The following is a 22,913-nucleotide window of genomic DNA, read 5'->3' on the forward strand; positions in this document are numbered from 1 at the left end:
AAGAGGAGTGTTTGTATGTCGTTGAAGCTTGGAGTGATCGGTACCGGTGCCATCGGCCGTGACCATATTCGTCGTTGCAGCCAGACCCTGCTCAACAGCCAGGTGGTGGCGGTCACCGATATCAACCTTGAGCAGGCCGCCAAGGTGGTGGCTGACCTGAAGCTGGACGCCGAGGTGTACCCGGACGGCCACGCGCTGATCAATTCGCCGCAGGTGCAGGCGGTGCTGGTGACCTCGTGGGGGCCGAGTCACGAAGAGTTCGTGCTTGCCGCCATCGCGGCCGGTAAACCGGTGTTCTGCGAGAAACCTCTGGCGGTGACCGCCGAAGGCTGCCGCAAAATCGTCGAAGCCGAAGTCGCCTACGGCAAGCGCCTGGTACAGGTCGGCTTCATGCGCCCGTACGACGAAGGTTATCGCGCACTCAAGGCCGTGATCGACAGCGGCCAGATCGGCGAGCCGCTGATGCTGCACTGCGCCCATCGCAACCCGACGGTGGGTGAGAACTACAAGACCGACATGGCGATTACCGACACCCTGATCCACGAACTGGACGTACTGCGCTGGTTGCTCAACGACGACTACGTCTCCGTGCAGGTGGTGTTCCCGCGCAAGACCAGCAAGGCCCTGGCCCACCTGCGCGACCCGCAGATCGTGCTGCTGGAGACCGCCAAGGGCACGCGCATCGACGTGGAGGTGTTCGTCAACTGCCAATACGGCTACGACATTCAGTGCGAAGTGGTGGGGGAGAGTGGCATCGCCAAGTTGCCGGAGCCTTCCCAGGTGCAGCTGCGCAGTGAAGCGAAGTTGTCGAACGCGATTCTGATGGATTGGAAGGATCGGTTTATCGGCGCGTATGACGTGGAGTTGCAGGCGTTCATTGACAGCGTGCGCGCCGGGCAAGTGGGCGGGCCGTCGGCGTGGGACGGGTTTGCGGCGGCGGTGGCGGCGGATGCCTGTATTGAAGCGCAGGGCAGTGGGCAGATTGTAAAAGTCAGCTTGCCGGATCGCCCGCATTTCTATGGCTGACACTCGGTCAATGTGGGAGGGGGCTTGCCCCCGATGGCGGTGTGTCAGGTACAGATTTAGTGACTGATACTCAGCTATCGGGGGCGAGCCCCCTCCCACATTTGGCCCGGTTTCCACTTCAAGCAAGGAGTGAGTTTATGCGAATCGGACTAGTCGGCTACGGCCATGGAGGGCGCTTTTTTCATGCGCCGCTGATTGCAACCTTGGCGGGTGCCACGTTTGTCGGCGTGGTCACGCGCTCCCCCGAGCGCCGCCAACAACTGGCCGCCGACCACCCAGGGCTGCAGGCCTTCGACAGCATCGGCCAGATCGTCGAGGCCGGCGTCGACGCCCTCGTCATCTCCACCACCCTCAAAGGCCGCCCGGCCCTGGTGCTTGAGGCCATCGAGCACGGCGTGGCGGTGGTCAGCGACAAGCCCTTCGCCGCCAACGCCGAGCAGGCCCAGGCCTTGATCACCGCCGCTGAACGTCAAGGCACCTTGCTCAGCGTGTACCAGAACCGGCGTTGGGACTCCGATTACCTGACCCTGCGCAAACTCATCGATGCCGGTGCCTTGGGCGAGATCACCCGCTTTGAATCCCGGGTCGAACGCTACGCCCCGCAGGCAGTCGGCAATGCCAGCGGCGGCGGTTGGCTGCGCGACCTGGGCAGCCATCTGGTGGACCAGGCCCTGCAGCTGTTCGGCCCGGTGGATCGGGTATTTGCGCAATTGCAATGGACTGCCGAGCATCCCACCGTCGATCACGGTTTTTTCGTCGCGCTGACCCACGCCAACGGGGTGGTTTCACACCTGTGGGGCAGTGCGCTGCAAAACAGCCAGGCGCCGCGCTTTCGCGTCAGCGGCACGCTGGGTTGTTACACCGTGGAAGGGCTGGATGGGCAGGAAGAGGCGCTGATGGCCGGCAAGACGCCGAAAACCGAAGGCGAGCACTGGGGCGCCGAAGAGCATCGACGCTGGGGCTGGTTCGAGCAAGGGCCGGAGCGCGAAAGGGTGCCGTCGGAAAAAGGCTGCTGGACGCAGTTCTATCGGCAGTTGCAAAGTGCCGTGCAAGGCCAGGGGCCGCTGCCGGTGGATGCCTATGACGCGTTGGAAACCACCCGTATATTGGACGCCGCGCGCCTGAGTGCCGAGCGCCAGCAGGTGGTTTCGACAAAAATAGAATAAAATTCTAAAACAGGTTGATATGGAAATTATTTTCCAATAAAGTCTTTTCCAGGTTGCATAAAGTACGTCTTGGGCTCGACCCCGGCGACTCAACAAAAACAAGATCAAAACAACCAGGTACCGTCAGATGAAAATCTTCAACGCTGTACTGCGAGTTTTACGCCCTGCCCACACGCCACGCGGACTGCCCCGCGCTCGGCCGTTCTACTTCTCCTTCCTCAATGTGCTGTGCGTCGAAAACCAGGGCGCGCTGGTCTGCTGCATTCCAGGCGCGCCTGTCGTACGGGTGCCCGCCGAGCGCTGATAAACGTAACGTCCATAAAACCAACAAGAAAGTGGAGACAGACCGTTCATGAAGACCCCGATCCGTTTTACCGCGCTGGCCCTGTCAATGCTCCTCGCCAGTGGCGTGGCCAGCGCTGCTGACATCAAGGTGGGCGTGAGCATGTCCGCCTTCGATGACACCTTTCTGACCTACCTGCGCGAAGACATGGACAAGCAGGCCAAGTCCTATCCCAAGGGCGACGGCGTGCAACTGCAGTTCGAAGACGCCCGCGCCGATGTGGTGAAGCAATTAAGCCAGGTCGAAAACTTTATCAGCCAGAAAGTCGACGCCATCATCGTCAACCCGGTGGACACCGCCTCCACCGCCAACATCATCAAGGCCGCCACTGCCGCGAAGATTCCGCTGGTGTTCGTCAACCGTCGTCCCGACCAGAAAGACTTGCCCAAGGATGTTGTCGCTGTGACTTCCGACGACGTGGAAGCCGGCAAGCTGCAAATGCAATACATCGCCGAAAAACTCGGCGGCAAGGGCAAGATCGTGATCCTGCTGGGCGACCTGGCGAACAACTCCACCACCAACCGCACCAAGGGCGTGAAGGAAGTCTTGGCCAACTACCCGGGCATCAAGATCGAACAGGAACAGACCGGCAGCTGGTTGCGCGACAAGGGCATGACCCTGGTCAATGACTGGCTGACCCAGGGCCGCGAGTTCAATGCCGTGCTGGCCAACAACGACGAGATGGCGATCGGCGCGTCCATGGCGCTGAAGTCGGCGGGCACCAAGCCCGGCACGGTGTTGATCGCCGGGGTTGACGGTACGCCGGACGGCCTCAACGCGATCACCAAGGGCGACATGGCCGCCTCGGCGTTCCAGGACGCCAAGGGCCAGGCCGTGGGCTCAGTGGAAGCGGCGCGCAAGATGGCCAGGAACGAGGCGGTGGAGCAGAACGTGGTGATCCCGTTCAAGCTGATCACCCCGGACAACGTCAAAGACTTCAAGTAGCCCTGACTTCACAAACCTAAGCCGGCAGGGCGGTCACGGCCGCCCTGCAGATGGAGTACCTTTCTATGCTCGCTCACGCCACTGTCTCGCAGCCGCCGGGTATCCAGCCGCTGGCGCGGGACGAACCCTACCTGCTGGAAATTCTCAACATCAGCAAAGGCTTTCCCGGCGTCGTGGCCCTGGACGATGTGCAGTTGCGCGTGCGCCCCGGCACGGTGCTGGCGTTGATGGGCGAGAACGGTGCGGGCAAGTCGACGCTGATGAAAATCATCGCCGGCATCTATCAGCCCGATGCCGGCGAAATTCGCCTGCGTGGCAAGCCGGTCACCTTCGACACGCCGCTGGCGGCGCAGAAGGCCGGGATCGCGATGATCCACCAGGAACTCAACCTGATGCCGCATATGAGCATCGCCGAAAATATCTGGATCGGCCGTGAGCAGCTCAACAGCCTGCACATGGTCAACCACCGCGAAATGCACCGCTGCACCGCCGAGTTGCTGGCGCGCCTGCGCATCAACCTCGACCCGGAAGAACAGGTGGGCAACCTGAGCATCGCCGAGCGGCAGATGGTCGAGATTGCCAAGGCCGTGTCCTATGACTCCGACATCCTGATCATGGATGAACCGACGTCGGCGATTACCGAAAAGGAAGTCGCTCACCTGTTTTCGATCATTGCCGACCTCAAGTCCCAGGGCAAAGGCATCGTCTACATCACGCATAAAATGAACGAAGTGTTCGCCATTGCCGACGAAGTGGCGGTGTTTCGCGACGGCCAGTACATCGGCCTGCAACGTGCCGACAGCATGGACAGCGACAGCCTGATCTCGATGATGGTCGGCCGTGAACTGAGCCAGTTGTTCCCGGTGCGCGAGACGCCGATTGGCGAGTTGCTGCTGTCGGTGCGCGACTTGAGCCTGGACGGCGTGTTCAAGGACGTTTCGTTTGACCTGCACGCCGGTGAAATCCTCGGTATCGCCGGGCTCATGGGCTCGGGACGCACCAATGTGGCGGAAGCGATTTTCGGCATCACCCCAAGCAGCAGCGGGCAGATCACCCTCGACGGCCAGCCGGTGCGCATCAGCGACCCGCACATGGCCATCGAAAAGGGTTTCGCGCTGTTGACCGAGGACCGCAAGCTCAGTGGCCTGTTCCCCTGCCTGTCGGTGCTTGAAAACATGGAAATGGCCGTGCTGCCGCACTATTCGGGCAACGGTTTCATCCAGCAAAAGGCCTTGCGCGCCTTGTGCGAAGACATGTGCAAGAAGCTGCGGGTGAAAACCCCCTCGCTGGAACAGTGCATCGACACCCTGTCTGGCGGTAACCAACAGAAGGCGCTGCTGGCGCGCTGGCTGATGACCAACCCGCGCCTGTTGATCCTCGATGAGCCGACCCGCGGCATCGACGTGGGTGCCAAGGCCGAGATCTATCGCTTGATCGCCTTTCTCGCCAGCGAAGGCATGGCGGTGATCATGATTTCCTCGGAACTGCCCGAAGTGCTCGGCATGAGCGACCGGGTGATGGTGATGCACGAAGGCGAACTGATGGGCACCCTGGATCGTGCTGAGGCCACCCAGGAAAAAGTCATGCAACTGGCCTCCGGTATGACCGCGGTCCACTGACTCCAGAATAAGAAGGTGATTGGCTATGAACGCAATAACAGACAACAAGCCGGCGATGGCACCGGTCAAGAACCGTCGACGCATGCCCACCGAGCTGAGCATCTTCCTGGTGCTGATCGGTATCGGCCTGGTGTTTGAACTGTTCGGCTGGATCGTGCGCGACCAGAGCTTTTTGATGAACTCCCAGCGCCTGGTGCTGATGATCCTGCAAGTATCGATCATCGGCCTGCTGGCCATCGGTGTGACCCAGGTGATCATCACCACCGGTATCGACCTGTCTTCCGGTTCGGTGCTGGCCTTGTCAGCGATGATCGCTGCGAGCCTGGCGCAGACCTCCGACTTTTCCCGGGCGGTGTTTCCGTCCCTGACCGACCTGCCGGTGTGGATCCCGGTGGCGATGGGCCTGGGCGTGGGGCTGCTGGCGGGGGCGATCAACGGCAGTATTATCGCGGTGACCGGGATTCCGCCGTTTATCGCGACCCTGGGCATGATGGTCTCGGCCCGTGGCCTGGCGCGTTACTACACCGAAGGCCAGCCGGTGAGCATGCTTTCGGATTCCTACACAGCCATCGGCCATGGCGCGATGCCGGTGATCATCTTTCTGGTGGTGGCGGTGATTTTCCATATCGCCCTGCGCTACACCAAGTACGGCAAGTACACCTACGCCATCGGCGGCAACATGCAGGCGGCGCGCACCTCGGGGATCAACGTCAAGCGCCACCTGATCATCGTCTACAGCATCGCCGGGCTGCTGGCAGGCCTGGCCGGCGTGGTGGCTTCGGCCCGTGCGGCGACCGGCCAGGCCGGCATGGGCATGTCCTACGAGCTGGACGCGATTGCCGCCGCGGTGATCGGCGGCACCAGCCTGGCGGGCGGGGTAGGGCGCATCACCGGCACCGTGATCGGCGCGCTGATCCTTGGCGTGATGGCCAGCGGGTTTACCTTTGTCGGCGTGGATGCGTATATCCAGGACATCATCAAGGGGCTGATCATCGTGGTGGCGGTGGTGATCGACCAATATCGCAACAAGCGCAAGCTCAAACGCTGAGACAATATTGAGGACAGTACCGGTCAAGTGTGGGAGGGGGCTTGCCCCCGATGGCGGTGTGTCAGCTTGCACATCCATGTCTGGCTGACCGCTATCGGGGGCAAGCCCCCTCCCACATTTTTAGTTCTATGCCATCCGTATTAACCGTTTGTCTTCTATATAGCTCCACTGGACTGAATTTCTTGCTATAAACGCACTCCGATGACCGTTCGCCAAGCCCGTCCTGGTGCTTTTGGGGGTTGATCGGGAAAAATGCCTGTCATTTCAGTTGCTGCGCCTTCCAGTCGGCCTTAGACTGCCGCCCCTCGTAAATTGAGTGCCGGGTGGCGCTTGGAATGGATGGCGCCTTTGCGAGACCTCCAGAGGTCGGCCGGAACGCTCCCTTATTCGCCTTAATGCACGTATTTTTTATAGAGAAATCAATGACAAAGGAAAAGTTGCTGGCCATGCCGGCGGATGACTACATGAATGCCGAACAGCACGCTTTTTTCGAGAAGTTGCTGCAAGACATGAAAGTGGAACACCACGAGCGCATTGAACAGAACCGTATCGCCATTGAAAGCCTGGACACCCCGGCCGACCCGGCCGACGCCGCTTCCGTGGAAGAAGAGCGCACCTGGCTGGTCAATGCCATCGACCGCGACCAGCGCATGTTGCCGCAGCTGGAGCGTGCCCTGGAACGCATCAAGGAAGATTCCTTTGGCTGGTGTGATGACAGCGGCGAGCCTATCGGCCTCAAGCGCCTGCTGATCAGCCCCACTACCAAATACTGCATCGAAGCCCAAGAGCGCCACGAGCAGATCGACAAGCACCAGCGTCAAGCCTGATGCGGTGTACGGGGGGCCGCATGATCGGCTCCCCCGGAAGTTTTTCGTTACGCCCTGGCTATTGATCTGCTGCAAGCACCCGTACTAAAGGCCCATGGATAATGGCCCGATACTGGCGTTTAATGCAGACACAATAACGACAAGCAGCGGGGTAACGACAATGGCTGGAGACGGATCTCTGATGGGCGCAGCAGTACCACCGCAAACGGTGGCGCGCGTGCTCCCCGGCTGGCTGACACCGCTCCTGCAGAGCACCGCCCTGGTGCTGTTGATGCTGGGTCTGGCGTCTGCCCGTTTGCCGCTCTACCTCTGCCTGCCACTGGCCTTGCTGGTGATCTGGCTGCCCCGCCTGAAAAAAACCAGGCCTGTCGTGGCTCACGCCGCCGCCAGCGATGCGATTGGCGAGCTGACGCGCGACCTGTCCCATACCACCAGCCACAATGCACTCTCCGCTGCGGGCGTGGCCTATTCGGTCAAGCAGCTGGCGGCGCGTCTGCAATCGCAGTTGAGCGCCTCCCAGCAGATCGTCAGCAGCGCGCAAGTGATGATCGGCACCGAACACGTCACTTCTCAGCTCAGCCGCCAGGCCTTGGGCGCCGCCGGCCAGGCCCACCAGCGCAGCAGCGAGGGCCGTGAAGTGCTGGTGCAGTCGATCACGCGCATGCATCAGCTCAGCCAGCGCGCCGATGCCAGCCGCGAGCTGATCGAGGCATTGAGCCAGCGCAGCGAGGAAATCCAGCGCGTGACGCTGGTGATCCAGTCTATCGCCAGCCAGACCAACCTGCTCGCGCTGAACGCGGCGATCGAGGCGGCGCGGGCCGGGGAACATGGATGCGGGTTTGCCGTGGTCGCCGATGAAGTGCGCGGCCTCGCGGGTCGCACTGCCACGGCCACCGATGAGGTAGGGGTGATGGTCGCCGATATCCAGCAGCGCACGGCCCAGGTGGTGGAGCAGATTCGCCAGCTGTCGGCGGACCTGCACACCGGCGTCGAACAGGTGGAACATGCCGGCGAACACCTGGCGAGCATCGCCAGCCTGGCGGCGGACGTGGAACAGCAGGTCAATGAAATCGCCCAGGGCACCGACACCAACCGCACGCAACTCGACAGCCTGTTCCACGCCGTGGAGCAAATGCGCAGCGACCTGACGGTCAGCGACCAGCAAACCCGGCAGCTCGCCGACGCGGCGGTGCAAATGGAAGGGCAGGCCGAAATCATCAGCGAGCGCCTGGCGCAAGTCGGCCTGGATGACTATCACCAGCGTATCTACGACCTGGCCCGCGAAGGCGCCCGGCGCATTGGCGAACAGTTCGAGACGGATGTACTGCACAACCGGATCAGCCAGGAGGATCTGTTCGACCGCAGTTACACGCTGATTCCGAATACGAGCCCGAGCAAGTACAAGACGCGTTTTGACGCGTACACCGATCAGGTGCTGCCCGCCATTCAGGAAGCTTTGTTGCCGCGCCACGAAGGCCTGGTGTTTGCCATCGCCTGTACCCCGCAGGGCTATGTACCCACGCACAACAAAGCGTTTTCCCACGCCTTGACCGGAGATGCCGGGGTGGACGCAGTGCAAAACCGTACCAAGCGCAAGTTTGACGACCGCACCGGCCTGCGTTGCGGCAGCCATCAACAAGCCATGTTGCTGCAGACCTACACCCGCGACACCGGCGAGCTGATGCACGATTTGTCGGTGCCGATCATGGTGCAGGGGCGACATTGGGGTGGCTTGCGCCTGGGCTACAAGCCGCAGGGGGCCACGCCCAAAGCCTAGGGATTGTTGCCGTTTATGCAACGAAGCTATTCCTGGGACAGCTTTTTCCTACTGGCACAAAGCCGTAGTATAGCCAACATTGTTAGCAAGCTAACTAATGCTGCGGAGAAGCTCCATGTACAACAAAGTCGATGTGGCCGTGATGATCGGCAGTGGCGTGCCTGAAACCCTTCGTGCGCTGGGTCAGCGCGCCTGTTGGGTGGTATTGCTCAATGGCGAGCAGCGGGGCACTGCGTTTTCCAGTCGCGAAGAGGCGCAAGCGTGCAAGGCTGCCTGGCAAGCGCTGTTGCGCCTGGAACAGTCAGACAGCCTGCATTGATCAAACGGTTGGAGACTCGTGCAGCAGCGCGTTGAGGTCATCGACCGCAGGCGCCCATTCGGCATCGACGTGCAATTGTTCTCGGAGGAAACTGGCCTGTTGCTCGCTCCAGAACGGCGCATCGACAAGCTTTACCTCGTCCGGCAGACGGTGCTCGGCGGTGAAGCGTTCGATGCCTTCCTGAGTGGAATCCAGGCCCAATTGTTCGAACAGGGTTTCAAGTGTCGGGGTGGTGGTGTCCATAAGATTCTCCATGCGAGCCGATTAGCGTCATGCATGTGAGGGGCAGGGCACGCCAGAGTTCTATCGGATTGTCACGAATTGAGTGCGCCTGAATCGACGGCGGTTTTCAGGGCCTTGGCCGCTTCTTTGCCGGCGATGGCAGCCGCGTCGACGGTTTTGAACCAGCGGTCTTTTTCTACCTGATGTGCTGTCACGGTGGTCAGCGGTGGTTTGGCCCGCATGATGATGACCGCTTGAAACTCACCGTCTACTTCCCTGGCATCGCCATGGATAAAAAATTCGCCAATATCAAATTCCGTCACGTATAGCCTTCCCTTCGAGGTAACTAACTGCACTGATGAAACCTGACCCGCAGGGGGCAAACTTCAATGGACGGGCCAGTATGGCAGTTGTTGAGGGGCCGCTGTGCAGTAAAGTCAGCCAGGTGACGAAACGTGTGTGCCGTGCAGGCTATGCAGGCTGGCTTCCAGGGCCTTGGCCAGCGCACAGGCCTTGGTGTGGTCGCTGCGAAAGCCTTTTATCCTGCCACTGGTCACTTCCTGGATATGAAAAAAGTTTTTCCCGGCGGGCAGCACTCGATAATGCACGCAATTGGAGTACACATCGGATGCAGGTAAGCAGTAGTATTGACGTTCGTCTGGACATGATGGACGAGTGTGAAAGGACGTTTCGTTGTGTTGACGTCGTTGCATGCTCAGCTCCTGTCGATCAACCTTGTTGATATAGCCGCCACGTTTGCGGTGGTTTTGACTTGTGTTGCTGTTTTACTATTGTCGTCGGCAGCTCGCGCCTGGTTCCATGCCTGGGTATTTTCTTTTGTGATGCGTGTCGGAAAACTGCGTTTTTAATCGGGTTATTCTCTGAAGTTGCTCGACTCGTATTCTCGGGTCGTTGAACCTGTGATTTGCTGTATTGCCGGATGACCTTGCAAAAGGGCCACCGCGCCTGTCCGTACGGGTCTTATGGGTTTTCTTCAGATTTTTAACCAGTGTGTGATCGTGCCGTAACGGCCGTTTTTTTGTGCTGCTCGCTCAAGCGGGCAGTGCTATTTCGATGTGGGGGCGTTTCCTTGGCAGTCAGTAATCTGGATGTGCACGCGTTATTCGTGCTGGGTGATTTGCGCGCAAAGTTGGTCAAGCTGTTTCAATCTCGTTTTGTCTACGTCACCGAACAGACGCCGGAAGGTATCTATGTCGCTGAGATCGATACCGAAGCGGCGCTGGTCGTGGACGACAAGCAGCGCCTTGAGCTCAAGGTAGGCGACCACTTTCGCGCGGCGGTGTTGCCCAGCCGCGAAGGTGGGAAGTTCGAACTTAAATTCCGCGATATCAAGTTGACCGTATATGGCCTGGGTGATTACGCCTTTGTGTCATCGGCCGATGGCGAGGGAATTGTGTTCAAGGAAGGCCACAGCGTAATGCTGGTATTTGCCGCCCATGAACAACTTCAGGAAGGCCTGACCAAAACCCTCAAGGCCGTCACGGGCAAAGCCGCCAAGTGGCGCAAGGGCGAACTGGTGACGTTCAAGGCCAGCGAATAAGCGGTAAATACGGCGAACTTCCTGTACCTCCCGGAACCTCTACTACAGTTGAGTTGACTTAACTACTCAATGGCTTCGCGCATAGCAGCAAAGCCGTCCGCTGATTGCTGCGTTTTCGTGAGGTGCTTGGAAATGAAAGGATGGAGAACACTGCTGGCGGCATCGCTGACGGCCCTCGGGCTGTCAACGGCGTCGTTGCCGGCGTCGGCAGCACAGGCGCCGGTGCACTTTGCCGACCTGAACTGGGAAAGTGGCAGCCTGATCACCGAGGTGCTGCGGTTCATTGTCGAGAAGGGCTACGACTTGCCCACCGACACCTTGCCCGGCACCACCATCACCCTGGAAACCGCCCTGGCCAAGAACGATATTCAGGTGATCGGTGAAGAGTGGGCGGGCCGCAGCCCGGTCTGGGTCAAGGCCGAGGCTGAAGGCAAGGTGGTGGGCCTGGGCGATACGGTCAAGGGTGCCACCGAAGGCTGGTGGGTGCCGGAGTACGTGGTCAAGGGTGACCCAAGCAAGAATATCAAGCCGCTGGCCCCTGACTTGAAAAGCGTAAATGACCTGGCGCGCTATAAGGATGTGTTCAAAGACCCGGAATCCCCAGGCAAGGGGCGCTTCCTCAACAGCCCCATCGGCTGGACCTCGGAAGTGGTCAACAAGCAAAAGCTCAAGGCGTATGGCCTGGACGACAGCTACCTGAACTTCCGCAGCGGCTCGGGGGCAGCACTGGATGCCGAGATTGCGTCTTCGATCCGCCGAGGCAAGCCGGTGCTGTTCTACTACTGGTCGCCCACGCCGTTGATGGGCCGCTATAAGTTGATTCAGCTCGAAGAACCGCCGTTCGATGCCGAGGCCTGGAAGACCCTGACGGATGCGGACAATCCGAACCCCAAACCGACGCGGTCTTTGGCTTCCAAGTTGAGCATCGGGGTATCCACGCCGTTCCAGAAGGAGCATCCGCAGATTGCCCAGTTCTTCGAGAAGGTCGAGTTTCCCATCGAACCGCTGAACAAGGCATTGGCGACGATGAGCGAGCATCACACCCCACCCAGGGAAGTCGCCCAGGCGTTCCTCAAGGAGCATCCTGAAGTGTGGAAGGCGTGGTTGACGGACGATGTGGCCGGTAAGGTCGAGGCAAGCCTCAAGTAGCGCGCAGAGCTGGATGCTGGAGCCCGGATCGTTCCCACGCTCCCGCGTGGGAATGCAGCCCGTGACGCTCCGCGTCACCTTTGCGCAATCGCTCAGCGGATGGCGGGACGCGGAGCGTCCCAATCGGCATTCCCACGCGGAGCGTGGGAACGATCACGCGGGCTTCGACGCTAGAAGCCCGTCAATACGCCGGCGATACGTGGGCAAACGCCGGATCGTTCCCACGCTCCCGCGTGGGAATGCAACCCGTGACGCTCTGCGTCACCTTTGCGCAATCGTTCAGCGGATGGCGGGACGCGGAGCGTCCCAATCGGCATTCCCACGCGGAGCGTGGGAACGATCACGCGAGCTTCGACGCTAGAAGCGCGTCTGCACCGCTAACTCAAAGGTTCGCGGGGAGCAGATAATACGCCGGCGATACATGGGCAAACGCCGGATCGTTCCCACGCTCCCGCGTGGGAATGCAGCCCGTGACGCTCCGCGTCACCTTTGCGCAATCGCTCAGCGGATGGCGGGACGCGGAGCGTCCCAATCGGCATTCCCACGCGGAGCGTGGGAACGATCACGCGAGCTTCGACGCTAGAAGCCCGTCTGCACCGCTAACTCAAAGGTTCGCGGGGAGCCCAGATAATAGGCCGGCGATACGTGGGCAAACTCGGCGTACACCTCGTTGGTCAAGTTACGGACCCGGCCGGTTATCGAGGTCTGCGTATCCCATTTGTAGCGCAGGAACGTACCCAGCAACGTGTACGCCGGCACCGTCTGGGTATTGGCGTTGTCGGCATATACCTGGGCGACGTAGCGCGCATCCACGCCGCCTTGCCAGTCCTCGGAAAAGTCGTACGTCAGCCACAGGTTGCCTACGCGCTTGGGTACGTTAGTCGGCGTATTGCCCTTGCGCGACACCACGGCACCGCTGGCGGTTTTCTCGTTGAAGTCATCGTATTGCGCATCCACCCAGGCGAAGTTTCCCTCAGCCAGCAGTCTGGGGGTTATGCGCAGCGAACTGGCCAGTTCGATGCCCCTGGAAGACTGCGCACCCACGGGAATGCTGCGGGTCGGATCCTGTGGGTCGGTCACGGCGAAATCCTTGCGCTCGATCCTGTAAGCAGCAAGCGTGGCGGCGCCAAGACGATCCAGGTAGTCGAACTTGCTGCCGATTTCCCACTGTTTGCCAGTCGACACGTCCAATACTTGGGTCGTGGTGCTCGGCTGCTCGGCAGCGGTGCTGTATTGCACGTAGACGTTGGCCGATGGAATGAACTGGTAGGTCAAGCCCACGCGCCCGGTCACCGGTTCCCAACGGCGCTTGAAATGCCGTGGGTTGGCGGCGGTTATCGTTCGGTGGTTGGTGACGTCAAGGTCGATGGCGTCATAGCGCAGGCCGGACAGCAGCGACAACGTGTCAGTCAAGCCCAGGCGGTTTTCCATGAACAGCGCCTTGGTCGTCACTGCATTGGTCTTGTCTTCGATAAAGCCTGGGCGAGTGCCGGGAATGTCGTAGAAGTGGCCTGGGTTGTAGCCGTTCGGGTCTACCGCACTGTTGCCCGGCACGTTCAAGGGGCTGTTGGTGGTGCTGTTGACCTTGTATTCGAAGCCACCGGACCAGGTGGTGGCCAAGCCGAAGGCAGTGTCCTCATGGCGCAGCTCGAACTGGTTGCCGTTCTGCTCGCCCTGATGCCGCACCTGATAGGCGGTCGAGCGGTTCACCGCGCTGTTGTCGGCGTTGTACTGGTAAGTCTCCAGGTTGCGGTAGTCGCGCTGGCTGTCGAGGTGGTAGAGGGTGTTTTTCAGGCGGGTGCTGTCGTTGATCCGGTAGTCGATGATCGAGCGGGCCCAAAGCGTGCGCTGCTCGTAGCGCCCATCTGAGACGTTGTAGTTGTTGAAGCGGTTGTGCTTGTCGATCTTCAGCTCGCCCGCCTTGGGATTGAGCACCGGGGTGCCCCAGTAGGGGCTGTCTTCGTGCTCGTCCTGATATTCCAGCGCCAGGGTATGGGACAGGTCCGGGGTCAGGTCGCTGAGCAGGGAAAACGCTAGGCTCCAGGCTTCGCGCTGGTCGCGGTCGATGTAGCTGTGCTGCGTGTTGCGGCTCACATCCAGGCGCGCGTAATGCTGCACTTGTGCCCCGGGCTCCGTCAGCGCATGGTTAAGGCCAATAGCCATGCCGGCGGTGTCATAGCTGCCGTACGTCAGCTGGCCTTCGGCGGCCTGCTCGTCACGGCTGGCCAGTTTGGTCACGTAGTTCAGCGAGCCGCCTACGGAGCCTGCGCCATTGATCAGGGAGGAGGGGCCGCCCATCAGTTCGACACGGTCGTAGATCCACGCATCCACTGGCCGCGCCAGGCCTGTGGCGACATTGATGCCGTTGAACATCTGGGTGATCTGGCTGCTGGTGAATCCGCGGTATGAGACAAAGCCTCCAAAGCCTGGCGGCGCGCTGGCGTTGACGCCGGGCAGGGTATTGGCGGCGTCGCGGAAGGTCTTGGCGCCACGGCGCTCGATGTCGTTGCGCGAAGCGATGGCCACCGACGCCGGGGTTTCGCGCATGCTCAATCCCAATCGCGACGCCACACCGCTGGATTGATCCAGGGCCAGGCCGGGATCAGCGGTTTGCTCGCCGTCAATGGTGGTCGGGGCCAGCTCAATGGCTGGGGCGCAGACAGGCAGGCAGCCGAACAGGCCCGCCAGCAGGGGAATATGTTTCATGGTTGAATCCTGAAAACGTGGCTTGAAAACAACGCACGGCCGCGCGTGTTCCTCAGGGAAACGCGGGTCAGTGCAAAGGGTTAGCGCAGGGTTCAGGCAGAAACAGGCGGCGCGCGCGGATGAGCCGTGGGCCAGGTGAAGCGGGCAGGGATGTCAGCGGCCAGTACCACGGCCGGAGGCGGTGCGTGCGGCTGTGGCAGCACCGCCACATTCAGCTGACTGCTGAGCGCAGGGCCCATGCCGCCCGTTGAGCACAGCGGGCAACCGAACGCCTTGGCCAGCGTTGGCAGGCTTTCATCGGTCGAGTTCGTTGGCACGGGCGCCTGGGTGCGCGGATCAACCGTGCAAAACTGACCGCTGATGCCATTGAGCTGCATCCCGACCATCTGCCCATGCCCGATGCTGCAGGCGAACACATTGAACAGGACGCTGCAATACAGCATCCAGGCAATGAGCGAGCGGTCGGTACGGGCGAGTTTCATGGGGCGGCACTTTACCATCAGCCGCCGACGAAATACCTGCAGAAAATATCAGGGCGTCTATTCTCATTCGCACATTTTCTGGGAGGAGCCCGCCATGAGCTTCGTCATTGCGCGCTGGATCGTCGGGATTTTCACCTGCATCAGCATGGTGCACTTGTACTGGGCCGCTGGCGGCAAACTCGGCAGCCTGGCGGCCATTCCTCAATTGCCGGGCGAATTCGCCAGCGGGCCCAGGCCGGCGTTCAAGCCCTCGGCGCTGGGCACCTTTCTCGTCGCCATGGGGCTGGTGGCGATTGCGCTGCTCGTCTGCCTGCGCGCCGGACTTTACTTTTCGCCGGTGTCCCATGGAGCGCTGCAATGGGGGATCAGTGTGATTGCCGTGCTGATGTTCGCCCGAGCGATTGGCGATTCGGAGCTGGTGGGGTTTTTCAAGAAGGTGGCCGGCTCAAGGTTTGCCAAGCTGGATACCTATCTGTATTCGCCGCTGTGCCTGGTGTTGGGAGCGGGATTGCTGGTGGTGGCATGGGGGTGAGAAATAAGGCAATCTGATGGCCCCCCTGTAACGAAATCCTCGCCAGAATCACTTTTATTTCAGGTGGTTAGGTGAGGAAGCTAATGCGCACTGTAGGGATCATGCTGATTGCCTGTTCATTGGCCGGCGGCGCGTCAGCCGTGCAGGCTCGGGAGTTGCGCGAGGGTGACAAGTACATGTGCAGTTGGGGCGCAGGCACGGCCGCAAGAGCCCAGGAACTCAAGCTGTCGGGGGTGTCGCTGTATGCCGCACGGCAGAAGATTCAGTCCATCAAATTCACCAAGTCGTGGATGCGCATGATGGCCATGGGCATCACCGAACAGACCTATGACAGCCGTTCCCGCCTCAAGCCGGAGGCGATTCGCCAGACGTTCTACCAGGATTGCCTGCGCTATAAGTTAGCGCGCAAATAAGCGTCCTTCCCGGGCTCCAGCGGGGCCGGTTTACAAATCCACGACAAATGCTGTGTATGTATTTGCATACAATCGCGTCCTTGATCAGGAGGCGTGTATGCAAGTGCTTATTCGAGCAGCGACCGTCGAGGACATCGACTTGCTCACAACCATTCGTACCTCGGTGGTGCAAAACCACCTGAGCCTCGAACAGATGGCTGATCTGGGCATCACGCCGCAGGTATTGGTCGACACGCTGCGCGCAGCACCGTGTGCATGGATCGCGGAAGTGGATGGCCAGGCTGCGGCCTTTTCCATGGTCGATTTGGAGGCCGGCGAGGTGTTCGCGATGTTCGTGTTACCCACTCACGAGAATCTTGGTCTGGGCCGTCGCTTGATGGCAGTGGCCGAGACTGCGCTGTTTGAGCATCACGATCACCTGTACCTGGTCACCGATGGCCGCGATGAGATACGTGCCAACGGGTTTTATCAACGCCTCGGCTGGCGGAAGGCCGGCTTCGTTGACGGAGACGACGTTCGCTACGAAAAGAGCAGGGCGCGCTGATTCCATGAGCGCCTCAGCCCCTCACTCATCCAACAGCTTGCGCAACTTCGTGTTGGGCGTGCTGGGCGCTGCAGCGCTGCTGGGCGTCTATTTCATACAACTCAACGCCAAGGTAGATCGCCAGCGTGAAGAAGCCGCCGAGCAGTTGGCATTGTGCCTTCATCTGGAGCGTGTCGCCGGAGCAACCGCTTCAACCAATATTGAACTTGGCGAGGCGTGCAGACAGTTGAACGAGCAGGTAGTAAAGCGCGCGAAAGTTCAATAATTATTTACCGCTTGCTTATAAGCGGTTTAATGAAGGGCTTAGTTTCAATAACTGCACCAAAAAGAGGCGTTAAAAGCCTGCATTCCTTAAAAAACATGTGGTTATTGAATGACTTACGGCGCTTCAAATCCGACGAAAGGAATAAAATAATCTTGTGACGCGTTTTTGCACTCGCTACTATAGACAGGCGTTCACCTCCCACGGTTTATGCATTTTTAAATCCCAAGTTTCCATCAGCTACTTGGGATTTTTTTTGCCTGGAATTTGACCCTGTATACAACCGCGTCGGGAATATCGGCTCTATCCAGCGTTGCCTGGCGAAATGAGGCATGGTCAGCACTTTGAGCGAATCGTTCGACCTTGGGCAAAAACCTCATCTACGCTGTCTGCATCACCGCTACAGGCTAAGGCCCACGCAAGGATGCCTTCATGATCTCGATCGTCGAATTCAACCGCATCATGGCCTCTGGATTCCTGCCGCTGGCCTGCGATTGCAGCCTGAACAGGGATGGTTCGCTGCGCATCAGTATCTTTGAGCCGACGTCCGGTCGCGTCGATCTGTTGCTCACTCGCGTGTCCCCCGAAGGCCTGGACAGCGTGCGTTCCATCTCGAACCTGATAGGGGAGCTGCGCACGGAACTCAGGGCCGGGCGCCGTGGGTTTGCCGCCGGCTAGAACCTTGATACGCCGCGTCAGAGGCGACGCAGGAAGGACTTGACGATGTGCCGTGTGGCGTCGGTGGTGTCCAATTCATCAAGAGCGCCATAGGCGTACCACTGCCAGTCGACGATTTCGTTGCACGGCCGTGCCTCGTCGACATTCACCACCGAAGCCTCGAAGACATGGTGGAGAGTGTCGCGGGCCTTCAACTCCTGCAGGTACAGCAAGCCGTCGACGTTTAATCCTGTCTCTTCCTGCAACTCGCGTTCGGCCGCGCCCACCGGCCGTTCACCGCGCTCTACCTTGCCGCCCGGCAATGCCCATTTGGATCTGGCCTTGCGCACGAAGAGGATGTGTCCCGCGTGTTCGCATATAACCGTGGCGCGTATTTTCATCATTGGTGCCTGTAACTGGTTCTGTCATAAAAGTGTAATGCAATTGTCATGCTAAGTGGTTATGGCGCGCCGGGGTGTGTATGTGGATACTGCCCGTTTGACGTAAACGAACGAGGAGAGCAGATGAGCACCGTACGTTGGGGCATGATCGGCTGTGGCAGTGTTACCGAATTGAAGAGTGGACCCGCTTTCTACAAAGCGCCAGGTTCGGCCCTGGTGGCCGTGATGGGGCGCCGCGAGGAAGCCGTGCGTGATTATGCGACACGCCATGGTATTGCCCGCTTCTATACCGACGCCCAGGCCTTGATCAACGACCCCGAGGTGGACGCGGTCTACATCGCCACACCCCCCGATAGCCATCTGGACTACAGCTTGATGGTGGCGGCCGCAGGCAAGCATTGCTGCGTCGAAAAGCCCATGTCGTTGAACGCCGAGCAGAGCGCGTTGATGCAACGCACGTTCGAGCGCGCCGGGCTGCACCTGTTTGTCTCCTACTATCGACGTTCATTGCCGCGCTTCCAGCAAGTGCGCACCTGGCTGGACGAAGGCCGTATCGGCGACTTGCGCCACCTCACCTGGACCCTGTGCAAACCCGCAGCGGCGGCAGACACCAGCCCGGCCAATTGGCGCACCGATCCCGCGATTGCCGGCGGCGGTTATTTTGCCGACCTGGCCAGCCACGGCTTCGACCTGTTCCAGTACCTGGCGGGTGATATCGTCGAGGTCTCGGGCTTCAGCGCACGACAGGCGGAGCGCTACGCAGCGGAGGACGCGGTCACCGCCTGCTGGACCTTCGCCAGCGGCGCGTTGGGCATGGGCTGCTGGAACTTCGTCGCCGATCGTCGCGAAGACCGGGTCGAGCTGATCGGTAGCGTTGGGCGCATCACCTTTTCGGTATTCGAAGACCAGCCGTTGCGCCTTGAGGCCGAGACCGAAGAGGTGTTGGAAGTGCCCTGCCATGCGCATATCCAATGGCATCACGTGTTGGCGATGAATGCCCATATTCGGGGTGATGCCAAACATCCTTCGCTGGCCATCGAGGCGCTGAAGACGGATCGAATCCTGGACAAGGTGCTGCAGCGTTACTCCCAACATCCTTAATCGTCGCTATAGGCTGCTGCAAAATGTTTAGAGAGAGACCGCGATGAAATACTGGATGGTGTTGTGGCTGCTGATTGCCGCCTGCGCGACGGCAGCGCCGCGCAGCCAAGGGCAGGCAGGGGAGTTTGATTTTTATGTGTTATCGCTGTCGTGGTCGCCGACGTTTTGCCTGACGAACCCGAGCAATGAGCAGTGTTCGGGCAAAGGCTACGGGTTCGTGCTGCATGGGTTGTGGCCGCAGTATGCGCGGGGAGGGTGGCCTGCATCCTGTGCGCCGCGCTCGCGATTGAGCGCCGAAGAAATGGACAAGGGCACCACGCTGTTTCCCAGCCGTGCCCTGCTCAAGCATGAGTGGGCCAAGCACGGCACCTGCACTGGGCTTGCGCCGCTGCAATACCTGGAGAAATCCGATACGGCACTGGGAGCCGTCGTGATTCCGTCGCAATTGCAGCCGCTCAACACACCGCCGTCATTACCGGCAAGGGAGATCGAGGCGCTGTTTCGCGAAAGCAACCCGCGCATGGGCAACCACGGGATGGCTGTTATCTGCAAAGGCAAGGTGCTGTCTGAAGTGCGCATCTGCCTGACCAAGGACCTGGCCTTCACCGGTTGCCCGCGCAGCGTGAAAAGCCAGTGCCGTGGTGGCGATATCCGGATTCCCGCGCAGCGCTGAGTCTCATGCTCGTTGAGGGGCATTTTGTTCAATACCCATCACGCCCCAGCCTTTACCGTGATGCCATCCCTGTCTGGCATCACGAAAAGGAACTGCAATGAGCTTGATCATTTCCATGGCGGCGTTCGCCCTCGCCACCTCCATTACGCCTGGGCCTGTCAACGTGGTCGCCCTGAGCAGCGGCGCCCGCTTCGGCTTTGCCGCCAGCCAGAAGCATGTGTTCGGCGCTGCGCTTGGCTTCACCTTGCTGCTGGTATTGATAGGCCTGGGTTTGCACGAAGTGCTGCTGCGCTGGCCGATCCTGACCCAGCTGATTCAGTGGGGCGGGGTAGCATTCCTGCTCTACATGGCCTGGAAACTCGCGGTGGACAACGGCCAGTTGCACGCCGACGGCGCCGCCACGGCGCCCTCGATGCTGTACGGCGCGATCATGCAGTGGCTCAACCCCAAGGCCTGGCTGGCGTGTGTGGCGGGGATGGGGCTGTTTGCGGCGGACGGTGATGCCGGGCAAGTCTGGTTGTTCGCCAGCCTCTACCTGGTGATCTGCTACCTGTCGGTGGCGTGCTGGGCCTATGCCGGAACGTTCTTGCGTCGCTACCTGCACAATCCTCGGGGTGTCCGGGTGTTCAACCGTTCAATGGCCGCGTTGCTGGTGGCCAGTGTGGGTTATTTGCTGATGGCTTGAGCCGTTCGCGGTATTGCCCCGGCGTGGCGGCAAAATGCTGTTTGAACGCACGTTGGAAATGCGCTTGGTCGGCAAACCCAGCAGCCAGCGCCACTTCGGCGATCAGCGCGCCATTGCGCAGTTGGGTGCGGGCGAACTGGATACGGCTGTTGACCACAAACGCATGGGGCGTCAGCCCGTAATACTGCTTGAACGCGCGGATCAGGTACGACGGCGACAGCTCGGCCGCCTGGCAAATGTCTTCAAGCTTCAGGGCCTCGGTGCAGTGTTCGCGGATGTAGTCGGCGGCGCGCTCCAGCTTGTGATTGACCTCCCGTACCGGCGCGAGCGAAGGGTTCAGGCGTTGCTGCACCTCGCTGAAGTAGCTCACCAGCGCGCTCTGTTTCTGCAGCAGTTCGGCCCGTTCATCCACCAGAAGCCGGTACACGCCCAGCGAGCCGTGGTACAGCGACGTGTCCTGCGTGTGCGGTGTGTTGAACGGGCGGTAACCCTGATCGGTGCTGAAGCCCAGTTGATGCTGCAGGTCGGTCATCCAGGGTGTGTCGAGGTAGAGCATATGGTAGGACCAATGCTCGTTTTCGATGGGATTGCAGGCGTGCACATCGCCCGGGTTCATCAACACCACGGTGCCGGCGCTGATCTGGAAAGTCTGGTCGCAATAGTGGTAATAGCTGCGCCCGCGCGTGATTGCGCCGATGGAAAAATGCTCATGGGCGTGGCGGGTGTAAGTGACCTTGCGCCCGTCGGCAATGGTGCGCGCTTCGATGAAGGGCAAGCGCTCGTCGCGCCAGAAGCGCGGCGCGTGCGAAGGGTGGGCGGGCGTGTTCGACTGCATGGCGATGGCTCCTACCGGTCAAGCGGGCACCAGAAAGGCCGCTTCCAGCAATTGCCGAGTATAGGGGTGCTGGGGGTTAGCGAAAATCTCCCTGGCATCCCCTTGTTCCACGACCTGACCCTGCTTGACCACCATCAGCTGGTGGCTGAGCGCCTTGACCACCGCCAGGTCATGACTGATAAACAGGTAGGTCAGGTTGTACTTGGCCTGCAAGCCGCGCAGCAATTCCACCACTTGGCGCTGCACCGTGCGGTCCAGCGCCGACGTCGGCTCGTCCAGCAGGATCAGGCGCGGTTTGAGCACCAGGGCGCGGGCGATTGCGATGCGCTGGCGCTGGCCGCCGGAGAACTCATGGGGGTAGCGATGGCGTGACTCCGGGTCCAGGCCGACCTCCTTGAGCGCGGCAATGATCGCGGCTTCCTGCTCGGCCGGCGTACCCATCTTGTGGATGCGCAACCCCTCGCCGACGATCTCGCTGACACACATGCGCGGGCTCAGGCTGCCGAAAGGGTCTTGAAACACCACCTGCATTTCCCGGCGCAACGGGCGCACCTGCTGCTGGGTGAGGCGGTCCAGCTGCTGGCCTTCGAAGCGAATGCCGCCCTGGCTGCCGATCAGGCGCAGGATCGCCAGGCCCAGGGTGGATTTGCCCGAGCCGCTTTCGCCGACGATGCCCAGAGTTTGCCCCTGGGGCAGGCTGAAGTTGATGCCGTCCACCGCCTTGACGTAATCGACGGTGTTGCGCAGAAAACCTTTCTTGATCGGGAACCAGACCTTCAGGTCGTCCACTTCCAGCAAGGGTGGCCCGACTTCGTTGGTGGCCGGCCCACCGCTGGGTTCGGCCGCCAGCAATTCCTGGGTGTACGGGTGTTGCGGCGCCTGGAACAGCGTTTCGCAATCGGCCTGCTCAACAATGCAGCCCTGTTGCATCACGCACACGCGGTGAGCGATCCGGCGCACCAGGTTCAAGTCGTGGCTGATCAGCAGCAACGCCATGCCCAGGCGCGCCTGCAGTTCCTTGAGCAGTTCCAGGATCTTGAGTTGCACCGTTACGTCGAGGGCGGTGGTTGGCTCGTCGGCGATCAGCAGTTCCGGCTCGTTGGCCAGGGCCATGGCGATCATCACTCGCTGGCGCTGGCCGCCGGAGAGCTCGTGGGGCAGTGCCTTGAGGCGCTTGTGCGGCTCGGGGATGCCCACCAGCTCCAGCAGTTCCAGGGTGCGCTGGGTGGCGACCTTGCCGGTGAGGCCCTTGTGCAGGCCGAGCACTTCGTTGATCTGTTTTTCGATGCAGTGCAGCGGGTTCAGCGAGGTCATCGGCTCCTGGAAGATCATCGCAATGCGGTTGCCGCGAATATGCCGCAGGGTCTTTTCCTTGAGCGTCAGCAGGTCTTGCCCGGCGTAGCTGATGGTGCCGGACGGGTGCCGCGCCAACGGGTACGGCAGCAGCCGCAGGATCGAATGCGCCGTCACCGATTTGCCGGAACCGCTTTCGCCGACCAGGGCCAGGGTTTCGCCGCGCTTGATATCGAAGCTGACGTTATTGACCACGCGATGGTGATGCTCGCCCGTGACGAACTCGACACTGAGGTCGCGGATTTCGATCAGATTGTCCTGATTCAT

The 22,913-nt window shown here is 60.5% G+C and carries 27 protein-coding genes; 19 read left to right on the plus strand and 8 right to left on the minus strand.

Annotated features, from left to right (window positions below):
• Window positions 1-15 precede the first annotated feature (15 nt).
• The 9 genes from SC318_RS11640 (at window position 16) to SC318_RS11680 (ending at window position 9,070) form a co-directional block, all read left to right on the plus strand.
• The gene (locus tag SC318_RS11640) at window positions 16-1,026 is read left to right on the plus strand and encodes a bifunctional inositol 2-dehydrogenase/D-chiro-inositol 1-dehydrogenase (protein WP_320430909.1); all 1,011 of its coding nucleotides are present in this window, start codon (window positions 16-18) and stop codon (window positions 1,024-1,026) included.
• 137 nt (window positions 1,027-1,163) lie between these two features.
• On the plus strand, window positions 1,164-2,192 hold the full coding sequence (locus tag SC318_RS11645) for a Gfo/Idh/MocA family protein (protein WP_320430910.1): 1,029 nt from the start codon (window positions 1,164-1,166) through the stop codon (window positions 2,190-2,192).
• 127 nt (window positions 2,193-2,319) lie between these two features.
• Complete coding sequence (locus tag SC318_RS11650) at window positions 2,320-2,496, plus strand: hypothetical protein (protein ID WP_164485572.1); 177 nt, start codon at window positions 2,320-2,322, stop codon at window positions 2,494-2,496.
• A gap of 48 nt (window positions 2,497-2,544) precedes the next feature.
• Window positions 2,545-3,480, plus strand: coding sequence for a sugar ABC transporter substrate-binding protein (locus tag SC318_RS11655; RefSeq protein WP_306492815.1), 936 nt, complete (start codon window positions 2,545-2,547; stop codon window positions 3,478-3,480).
• Between the two features lie 65 nt (window positions 3,481-3,545).
• Window positions 3,546-5,099 (plus strand): sugar ABC transporter ATP-binding protein, encoded by a 1,554-nt coding sequence (locus SC318_RS11660; RefSeq protein WP_320430911.1) that lies wholly within the window; start codon window positions 3,546-3,548, stop codon window positions 5,097-5,099.
• Window positions 5,100-5,124: 25 nt separating this feature from the next.
• Entirely contained in the window at window positions 5,125-6,147 is a 1,023-nt protein-coding gene (locus tag SC318_RS11665; protein ID WP_124362706.1) for an ABC transporter permease, read from the plus strand.
• A 422-nt stretch (window positions 6,148-6,569) separates the two neighbouring features.
• Window positions 6,570-6,974 (plus strand): TraR/DksA family transcriptional regulator, encoded by a 405-nt coding sequence (locus SC318_RS11670; RefSeq protein ID WP_003191666.1) that lies wholly within the window; start codon window positions 6,570-6,572, stop codon window positions 6,972-6,974.
• Window positions 6,975-7,518: 544 nt separating this feature from the next.
• Window positions 7,519-8,751, plus strand: a complete 1,233-nt coding sequence (locus SC318_RS11675; protein WP_413817642.1) for a methyl-accepting chemotaxis protein — start codon at window positions 7,519-7,521, stop codon at window positions 8,749-8,751.
• A gap of 115 nt (window positions 8,752-8,866) precedes the next feature.
• Entirely contained in the window at window positions 8,867-9,070 is a 204-nt protein-coding gene (locus tag SC318_RS11680) for a hypothetical protein (RefSeq protein WP_320430913.1), read from the plus strand.
• On the opposite strand, the gene SC318_RS11685 is transcribed toward SC318_RS11680, so the two are convergent.
• From SC318_RS11685 to SC318_RS11695, 3 genes are all read right to left on the minus strand, one after another.
• A complete protein-coding gene (locus tag SC318_RS11685) occupies window positions 9,071-9,313 on the minus strand; it encodes a DUF2789 domain-containing protein (RefSeq protein ID WP_320430914.1) in 243 nt (80 codons plus the stop codon). It abuts the gene before it with no gap.
• A gap of 71 nt (window positions 9,314-9,384) precedes the next feature.
• Window positions 9,385-9,615, minus strand: a complete 231-nt coding sequence (locus SC318_RS11690) for a hypothetical protein (RefSeq protein ID WP_306492820.1) — start codon at window positions 9,613-9,615, stop codon at window positions 9,385-9,387.
• A 114-nt stretch (window positions 9,616-9,729) separates the two neighbouring features.
• On the minus strand, window positions 9,730-10,005 hold the full coding sequence (locus SC318_RS11695) for a hypothetical protein (RefSeq protein WP_320430915.1): 276 nt from the start codon (window positions 10,003-10,005) through the stop codon (window positions 9,730-9,732).
• A gap of 377 nt (window positions 10,006-10,382) precedes the next feature.
• Here SC318_RS11695 and SC318_RS11700 point away from each other — a divergent pair, with 377 nt between their 5' ends.
• Together SC318_RS11700 and SC318_RS11705 are read left to right on the plus strand one after the other, a co-directional pair.
• On the plus strand, window positions 10,383-10,853 hold the full coding sequence (locus tag SC318_RS11700) for a hypothetical protein (protein WP_320430916.1): 471 nt from the start codon (window positions 10,383-10,385) through the stop codon (window positions 10,851-10,853).
• Window positions 10,854-10,985: 132 nt separating this feature from the next.
• Complete coding sequence (locus tag SC318_RS11705) at window positions 10,986-12,002, plus strand: ABC transporter substrate-binding protein (protein ID WP_320430917.1); 1,017 nt, start codon at window positions 10,986-10,988, stop codon at window positions 12,000-12,002.
• A gap of 579 nt (window positions 12,003-12,581) precedes the next feature.
• Here the strand turns inward: SC318_RS11705 and SC318_RS11710 are convergent.
• A complete protein-coding gene (locus SC318_RS11710) occupies window positions 12,582-14,708 on the minus strand; it encodes a TonB-dependent receptor (protein WP_320430918.1) in 2,127 nt (708 codons plus the stop codon).
• 92 nt (window positions 14,709-14,800) lie between these two features.
• Window positions 14,801-15,190, minus strand: a complete 390-nt coding sequence (locus SC318_RS11715) for a DUF2946 domain-containing protein (RefSeq protein ID WP_306492824.1) — start codon at window positions 15,188-15,190, stop codon at window positions 14,801-14,803.
• 94 nt (window positions 15,191-15,284) lie between these two features.
• Here SC318_RS11715 and SC318_RS11720 point away from each other — a divergent pair, with 94 nt between their 5' ends.
• From SC318_RS11720 to SC318_RS11740, 5 genes are all read left to right on the plus strand, one after another.
• A complete protein-coding gene (locus SC318_RS11720) occupies window positions 15,285-15,722 on the plus strand; it encodes a DUF3995 domain-containing protein (protein ID WP_320430919.1) in 438 nt (145 codons plus the stop codon).
• 83 nt (window positions 15,723-15,805) lie between these two features.
• Window positions 15,806-16,135 (plus strand): hypothetical protein, encoded by a 330-nt coding sequence (locus tag SC318_RS11725; protein ID WP_320430920.1) that lies wholly within the window; start codon window positions 15,806-15,808, stop codon window positions 16,133-16,135.
• Between the two features lie 97 nt (window positions 16,136-16,232).
• Entirely contained in the window at window positions 16,233-16,679 is a 447-nt protein-coding gene (locus SC318_RS11730; RefSeq protein WP_320430921.1) for a GNAT family N-acetyltransferase, read from the plus strand.
• A 4-nt stretch (window positions 16,680-16,683) separates the two neighbouring features.
• Window positions 16,684-16,944 (plus strand): hypothetical protein, encoded by a 261-nt coding sequence (locus SC318_RS11735; protein ID WP_320430922.1) that lies wholly within the window; start codon window positions 16,684-16,686, stop codon window positions 16,942-16,944.
• 429 nt (window positions 16,945-17,373) lie between these two features.
• Window positions 17,374-17,619: a DUF1652 domain-containing protein gene (locus SC318_RS11740; protein WP_124386400.1), complete on the plus strand. Its 246-nt coding sequence runs from the start codon at window positions 17,374-17,376 to the stop codon at window positions 17,617-17,619.
• A 17-nt stretch (window positions 17,620-17,636) separates the two neighbouring features.
• On the opposite strand, the gene SC318_RS11745 is transcribed toward SC318_RS11740, so the two are convergent.
• On the minus strand, window positions 17,637-17,999 hold the full coding sequence (locus SC318_RS11745; protein ID WP_320431219.1) for an NUDIX hydrolase: 363 nt from the start codon (window positions 17,997-17,999) through the stop codon (window positions 17,637-17,639).
• A gap of 123 nt (window positions 18,000-18,122) precedes the next feature.
• Here SC318_RS11745 and SC318_RS11750 point away from each other — a divergent pair, with 123 nt between their 5' ends.
• The 3 genes from SC318_RS11750 (at window position 18,123) to SC318_RS11760 (ending at window position 20,458) form a co-directional block, all read left to right on the plus strand.
• Window positions 18,123-19,100 (plus strand): Gfo/Idh/MocA family protein, encoded by a 978-nt coding sequence (locus SC318_RS11750; RefSeq protein ID WP_320430923.1) that lies wholly within the window; start codon window positions 18,123-18,125, stop codon window positions 19,098-19,100.
• Between the two features lie 43 nt (window positions 19,101-19,143).
• On the plus strand, window positions 19,144-19,773 hold the full coding sequence (locus SC318_RS11755; protein WP_320430924.1) for a ribonuclease T2 family protein: 630 nt from the start codon (window positions 19,144-19,146) through the stop codon (window positions 19,771-19,773).
• Between the two features lie 97 nt (window positions 19,774-19,870).
• Window positions 19,871-20,458 (plus strand): LysE family translocator, encoded by a 588-nt coding sequence (locus SC318_RS11760; protein ID WP_320430925.1) that lies wholly within the window; start codon window positions 19,871-19,873, stop codon window positions 20,456-20,458.
• On the opposite strand, the gene SC318_RS11765 is transcribed toward SC318_RS11760, so the two are convergent.
• Window positions 20,400-21,293 (minus strand): helix-turn-helix domain-containing protein, encoded by an 894-nt coding sequence (locus tag SC318_RS11765; RefSeq protein ID WP_320430926.1) that lies wholly within the window; start codon window positions 21,291-21,293, stop codon window positions 20,400-20,402. The genes SC318_RS11760 and SC318_RS11765 overlap by 59 nt on opposite strands.
• Window positions 21,294-21,311: 18 nt before the next feature.
• Window positions 21,312-22,913 (minus strand): ABC transporter ATP-binding protein, encoded by a 1,602-nt coding sequence (locus SC318_RS11770; protein WP_320430927.1) that lies wholly within the window; start codon window positions 22,911-22,913, stop codon window positions 21,312-21,314.

It is taken from the genome of Pseudomonas sp. MUP55, assembly GCF_034043515.1.
Classification (GTDB): Bacteria; Pseudomonadota; Gammaproteobacteria; order Pseudomonadales; family Pseudomonadaceae; genus Aquipseudomonas.

Excerpts from the sequence above, each read along its gene's own strand:
- SC318_RS11640 (WP_320430909.1), top strand. The coding sequence starts at position 16 with ATGTCGTTGAAGCTTGGAGTGATCGGTACCGGTGCCATCGGCCGTGAC.
- SC318_RS11750 (WP_320430923.1), top strand. The coding sequence starts at position 18,123 with ATGAGCACCGTACGTTGGGGCATGATCGGCTGTGGCAGTGTTACCGAA.
- SC318_RS11740 (WP_124386400.1), top strand. The coding sequence starts at position 17,374 with ATGATCTCGATCGTCGAATTCAACCGCATCATGGCCTCTGGATTCCTG.
- SC318_RS11695 (WP_320430915.1), bottom strand. The coding sequence starts at position 10,005 with ATGCAACGACGTCAACACAACGAAACGTCCTTTCACACTCGTCCATCA.
- SC318_RS11755 (WP_320430924.1), top strand. The coding sequence starts at position 19,144 with ATGAAATACTGGATGGTGTTGTGGCTGCTGATTGCCGCCTGCGCGACG.
- SC318_RS11655 (WP_306492815.1), top strand. The coding sequence starts at position 2,545 with ATGAAGACCCCGATCCGTTTTACCGCGCTGGCCCTGTCAATGCTCCTC.
- SC318_RS11650 (WP_164485572.1), top strand. The coding sequence starts at position 2,320 with ATGAAAATCTTCAACGCTGTACTGCGAGTTTTACGCCCTGCCCACACG.
- SC318_RS11760 (WP_320430925.1), top strand. The coding sequence starts at position 19,871 with ATGAGCTTGATCATTTCCATGGCGGCGTTCGCCCTCGCCACCTCCATT.
- SC318_RS11665 (WP_124362706.1), top strand. The coding sequence starts at position 5,125 with ATGAACGCAATAACAGACAACAAGCCGGCGATGGCACCGGTCAAGAAC.
- SC318_RS11765 (WP_320430926.1), bottom strand. The coding sequence starts at position 21,293 with ATGCAGTCGAACACGCCCGCCCACCCTTCGCACGCGCCGCGCTTCTGG.
- SC318_RS11730 (WP_320430921.1), top strand. The coding sequence starts at position 16,233 with ATGCAAGTGCTTATTCGAGCAGCGACCGTCGAGGACATCGACTTGCTC.
- SC318_RS11660 (WP_320430911.1), top strand. The coding sequence starts at position 3,546 with ATGCTCGCTCACGCCACTGTCTCGCAGCCGCCGGGTATCCAGCCGCTG.
- SC318_RS11670 (WP_003191666.1), top strand. The coding sequence starts at position 6,570 with ATGACAAAGGAAAAGTTGCTGGCCATGCCGGCGGATGACTACATGAAT.
- SC318_RS11715 (WP_306492824.1), bottom strand. The coding sequence starts at position 15,190 with ATGAAACTCGCCCGTACCGACCGCTCGCTCATTGCCTGGATGCTGTAT.
- SC318_RS11725 (WP_320430920.1), top strand. The coding sequence starts at position 15,806 with ATGCGCACTGTAGGGATCATGCTGATTGCCTGTTCATTGGCCGGCGGC.
- SC318_RS11735 (WP_320430922.1), top strand. The coding sequence starts at position 16,684 with ATGAGCGCCTCAGCCCCTCACTCATCCAACAGCTTGCGCAACTTCGTG.
- SC318_RS11720 (WP_320430919.1), top strand. The coding sequence starts at position 15,285 with ATGAGCTTCGTCATTGCGCGCTGGATCGTCGGGATTTTCACCTGCATC.
- SC318_RS11645 (WP_320430910.1), top strand. The coding sequence starts at position 1,164 with ATGCGAATCGGACTAGTCGGCTACGGCCATGGAGGGCGCTTTTTTCAT.
- SC318_RS11680 (WP_320430913.1), top strand. The coding sequence starts at position 8,867 with ATGTACAACAAAGTCGATGTGGCCGTGATGATCGGCAGTGGCGTGCCT.
- SC318_RS11710 (WP_320430918.1), bottom strand. The coding sequence starts at position 14,708 with ATGAAACATATTCCCCTGCTGGCGGGCCTGTTCGGCTGCCTGCCTGTC.
- SC318_RS11745 (WP_320431219.1), bottom strand. The coding sequence starts at position 17,999 with ATGAAAATACGCGCCACGGTTATATGCGAACACGCGGGACACATCCTC.
- SC318_RS11675 (WP_413817642.1), top strand. The coding sequence starts at position 7,519 with ATGATCGGCACCGAACACGTCACTTCTCAGCTCAGCCGCCAGGCCTTG.
- SC318_RS11770 (WP_320430927.1), bottom strand. The coding sequence starts at position 22,913 with ATGAATCAGGACAATCTGATCGAAATCCGCGACCTCAGTGTCGAGTTC.
- SC318_RS11705 (WP_320430917.1), top strand. The coding sequence starts at position 10,986 with ATGAAAGGATGGAGAACACTGCTGGCGGCATCGCTGACGGCCCTCGGG.
- SC318_RS11685 (WP_320430914.1), bottom strand. The coding sequence starts at position 9,313 with ATGGACACCACCACCCCGACACTTGAAACCCTGTTCGAACAATTGGGC.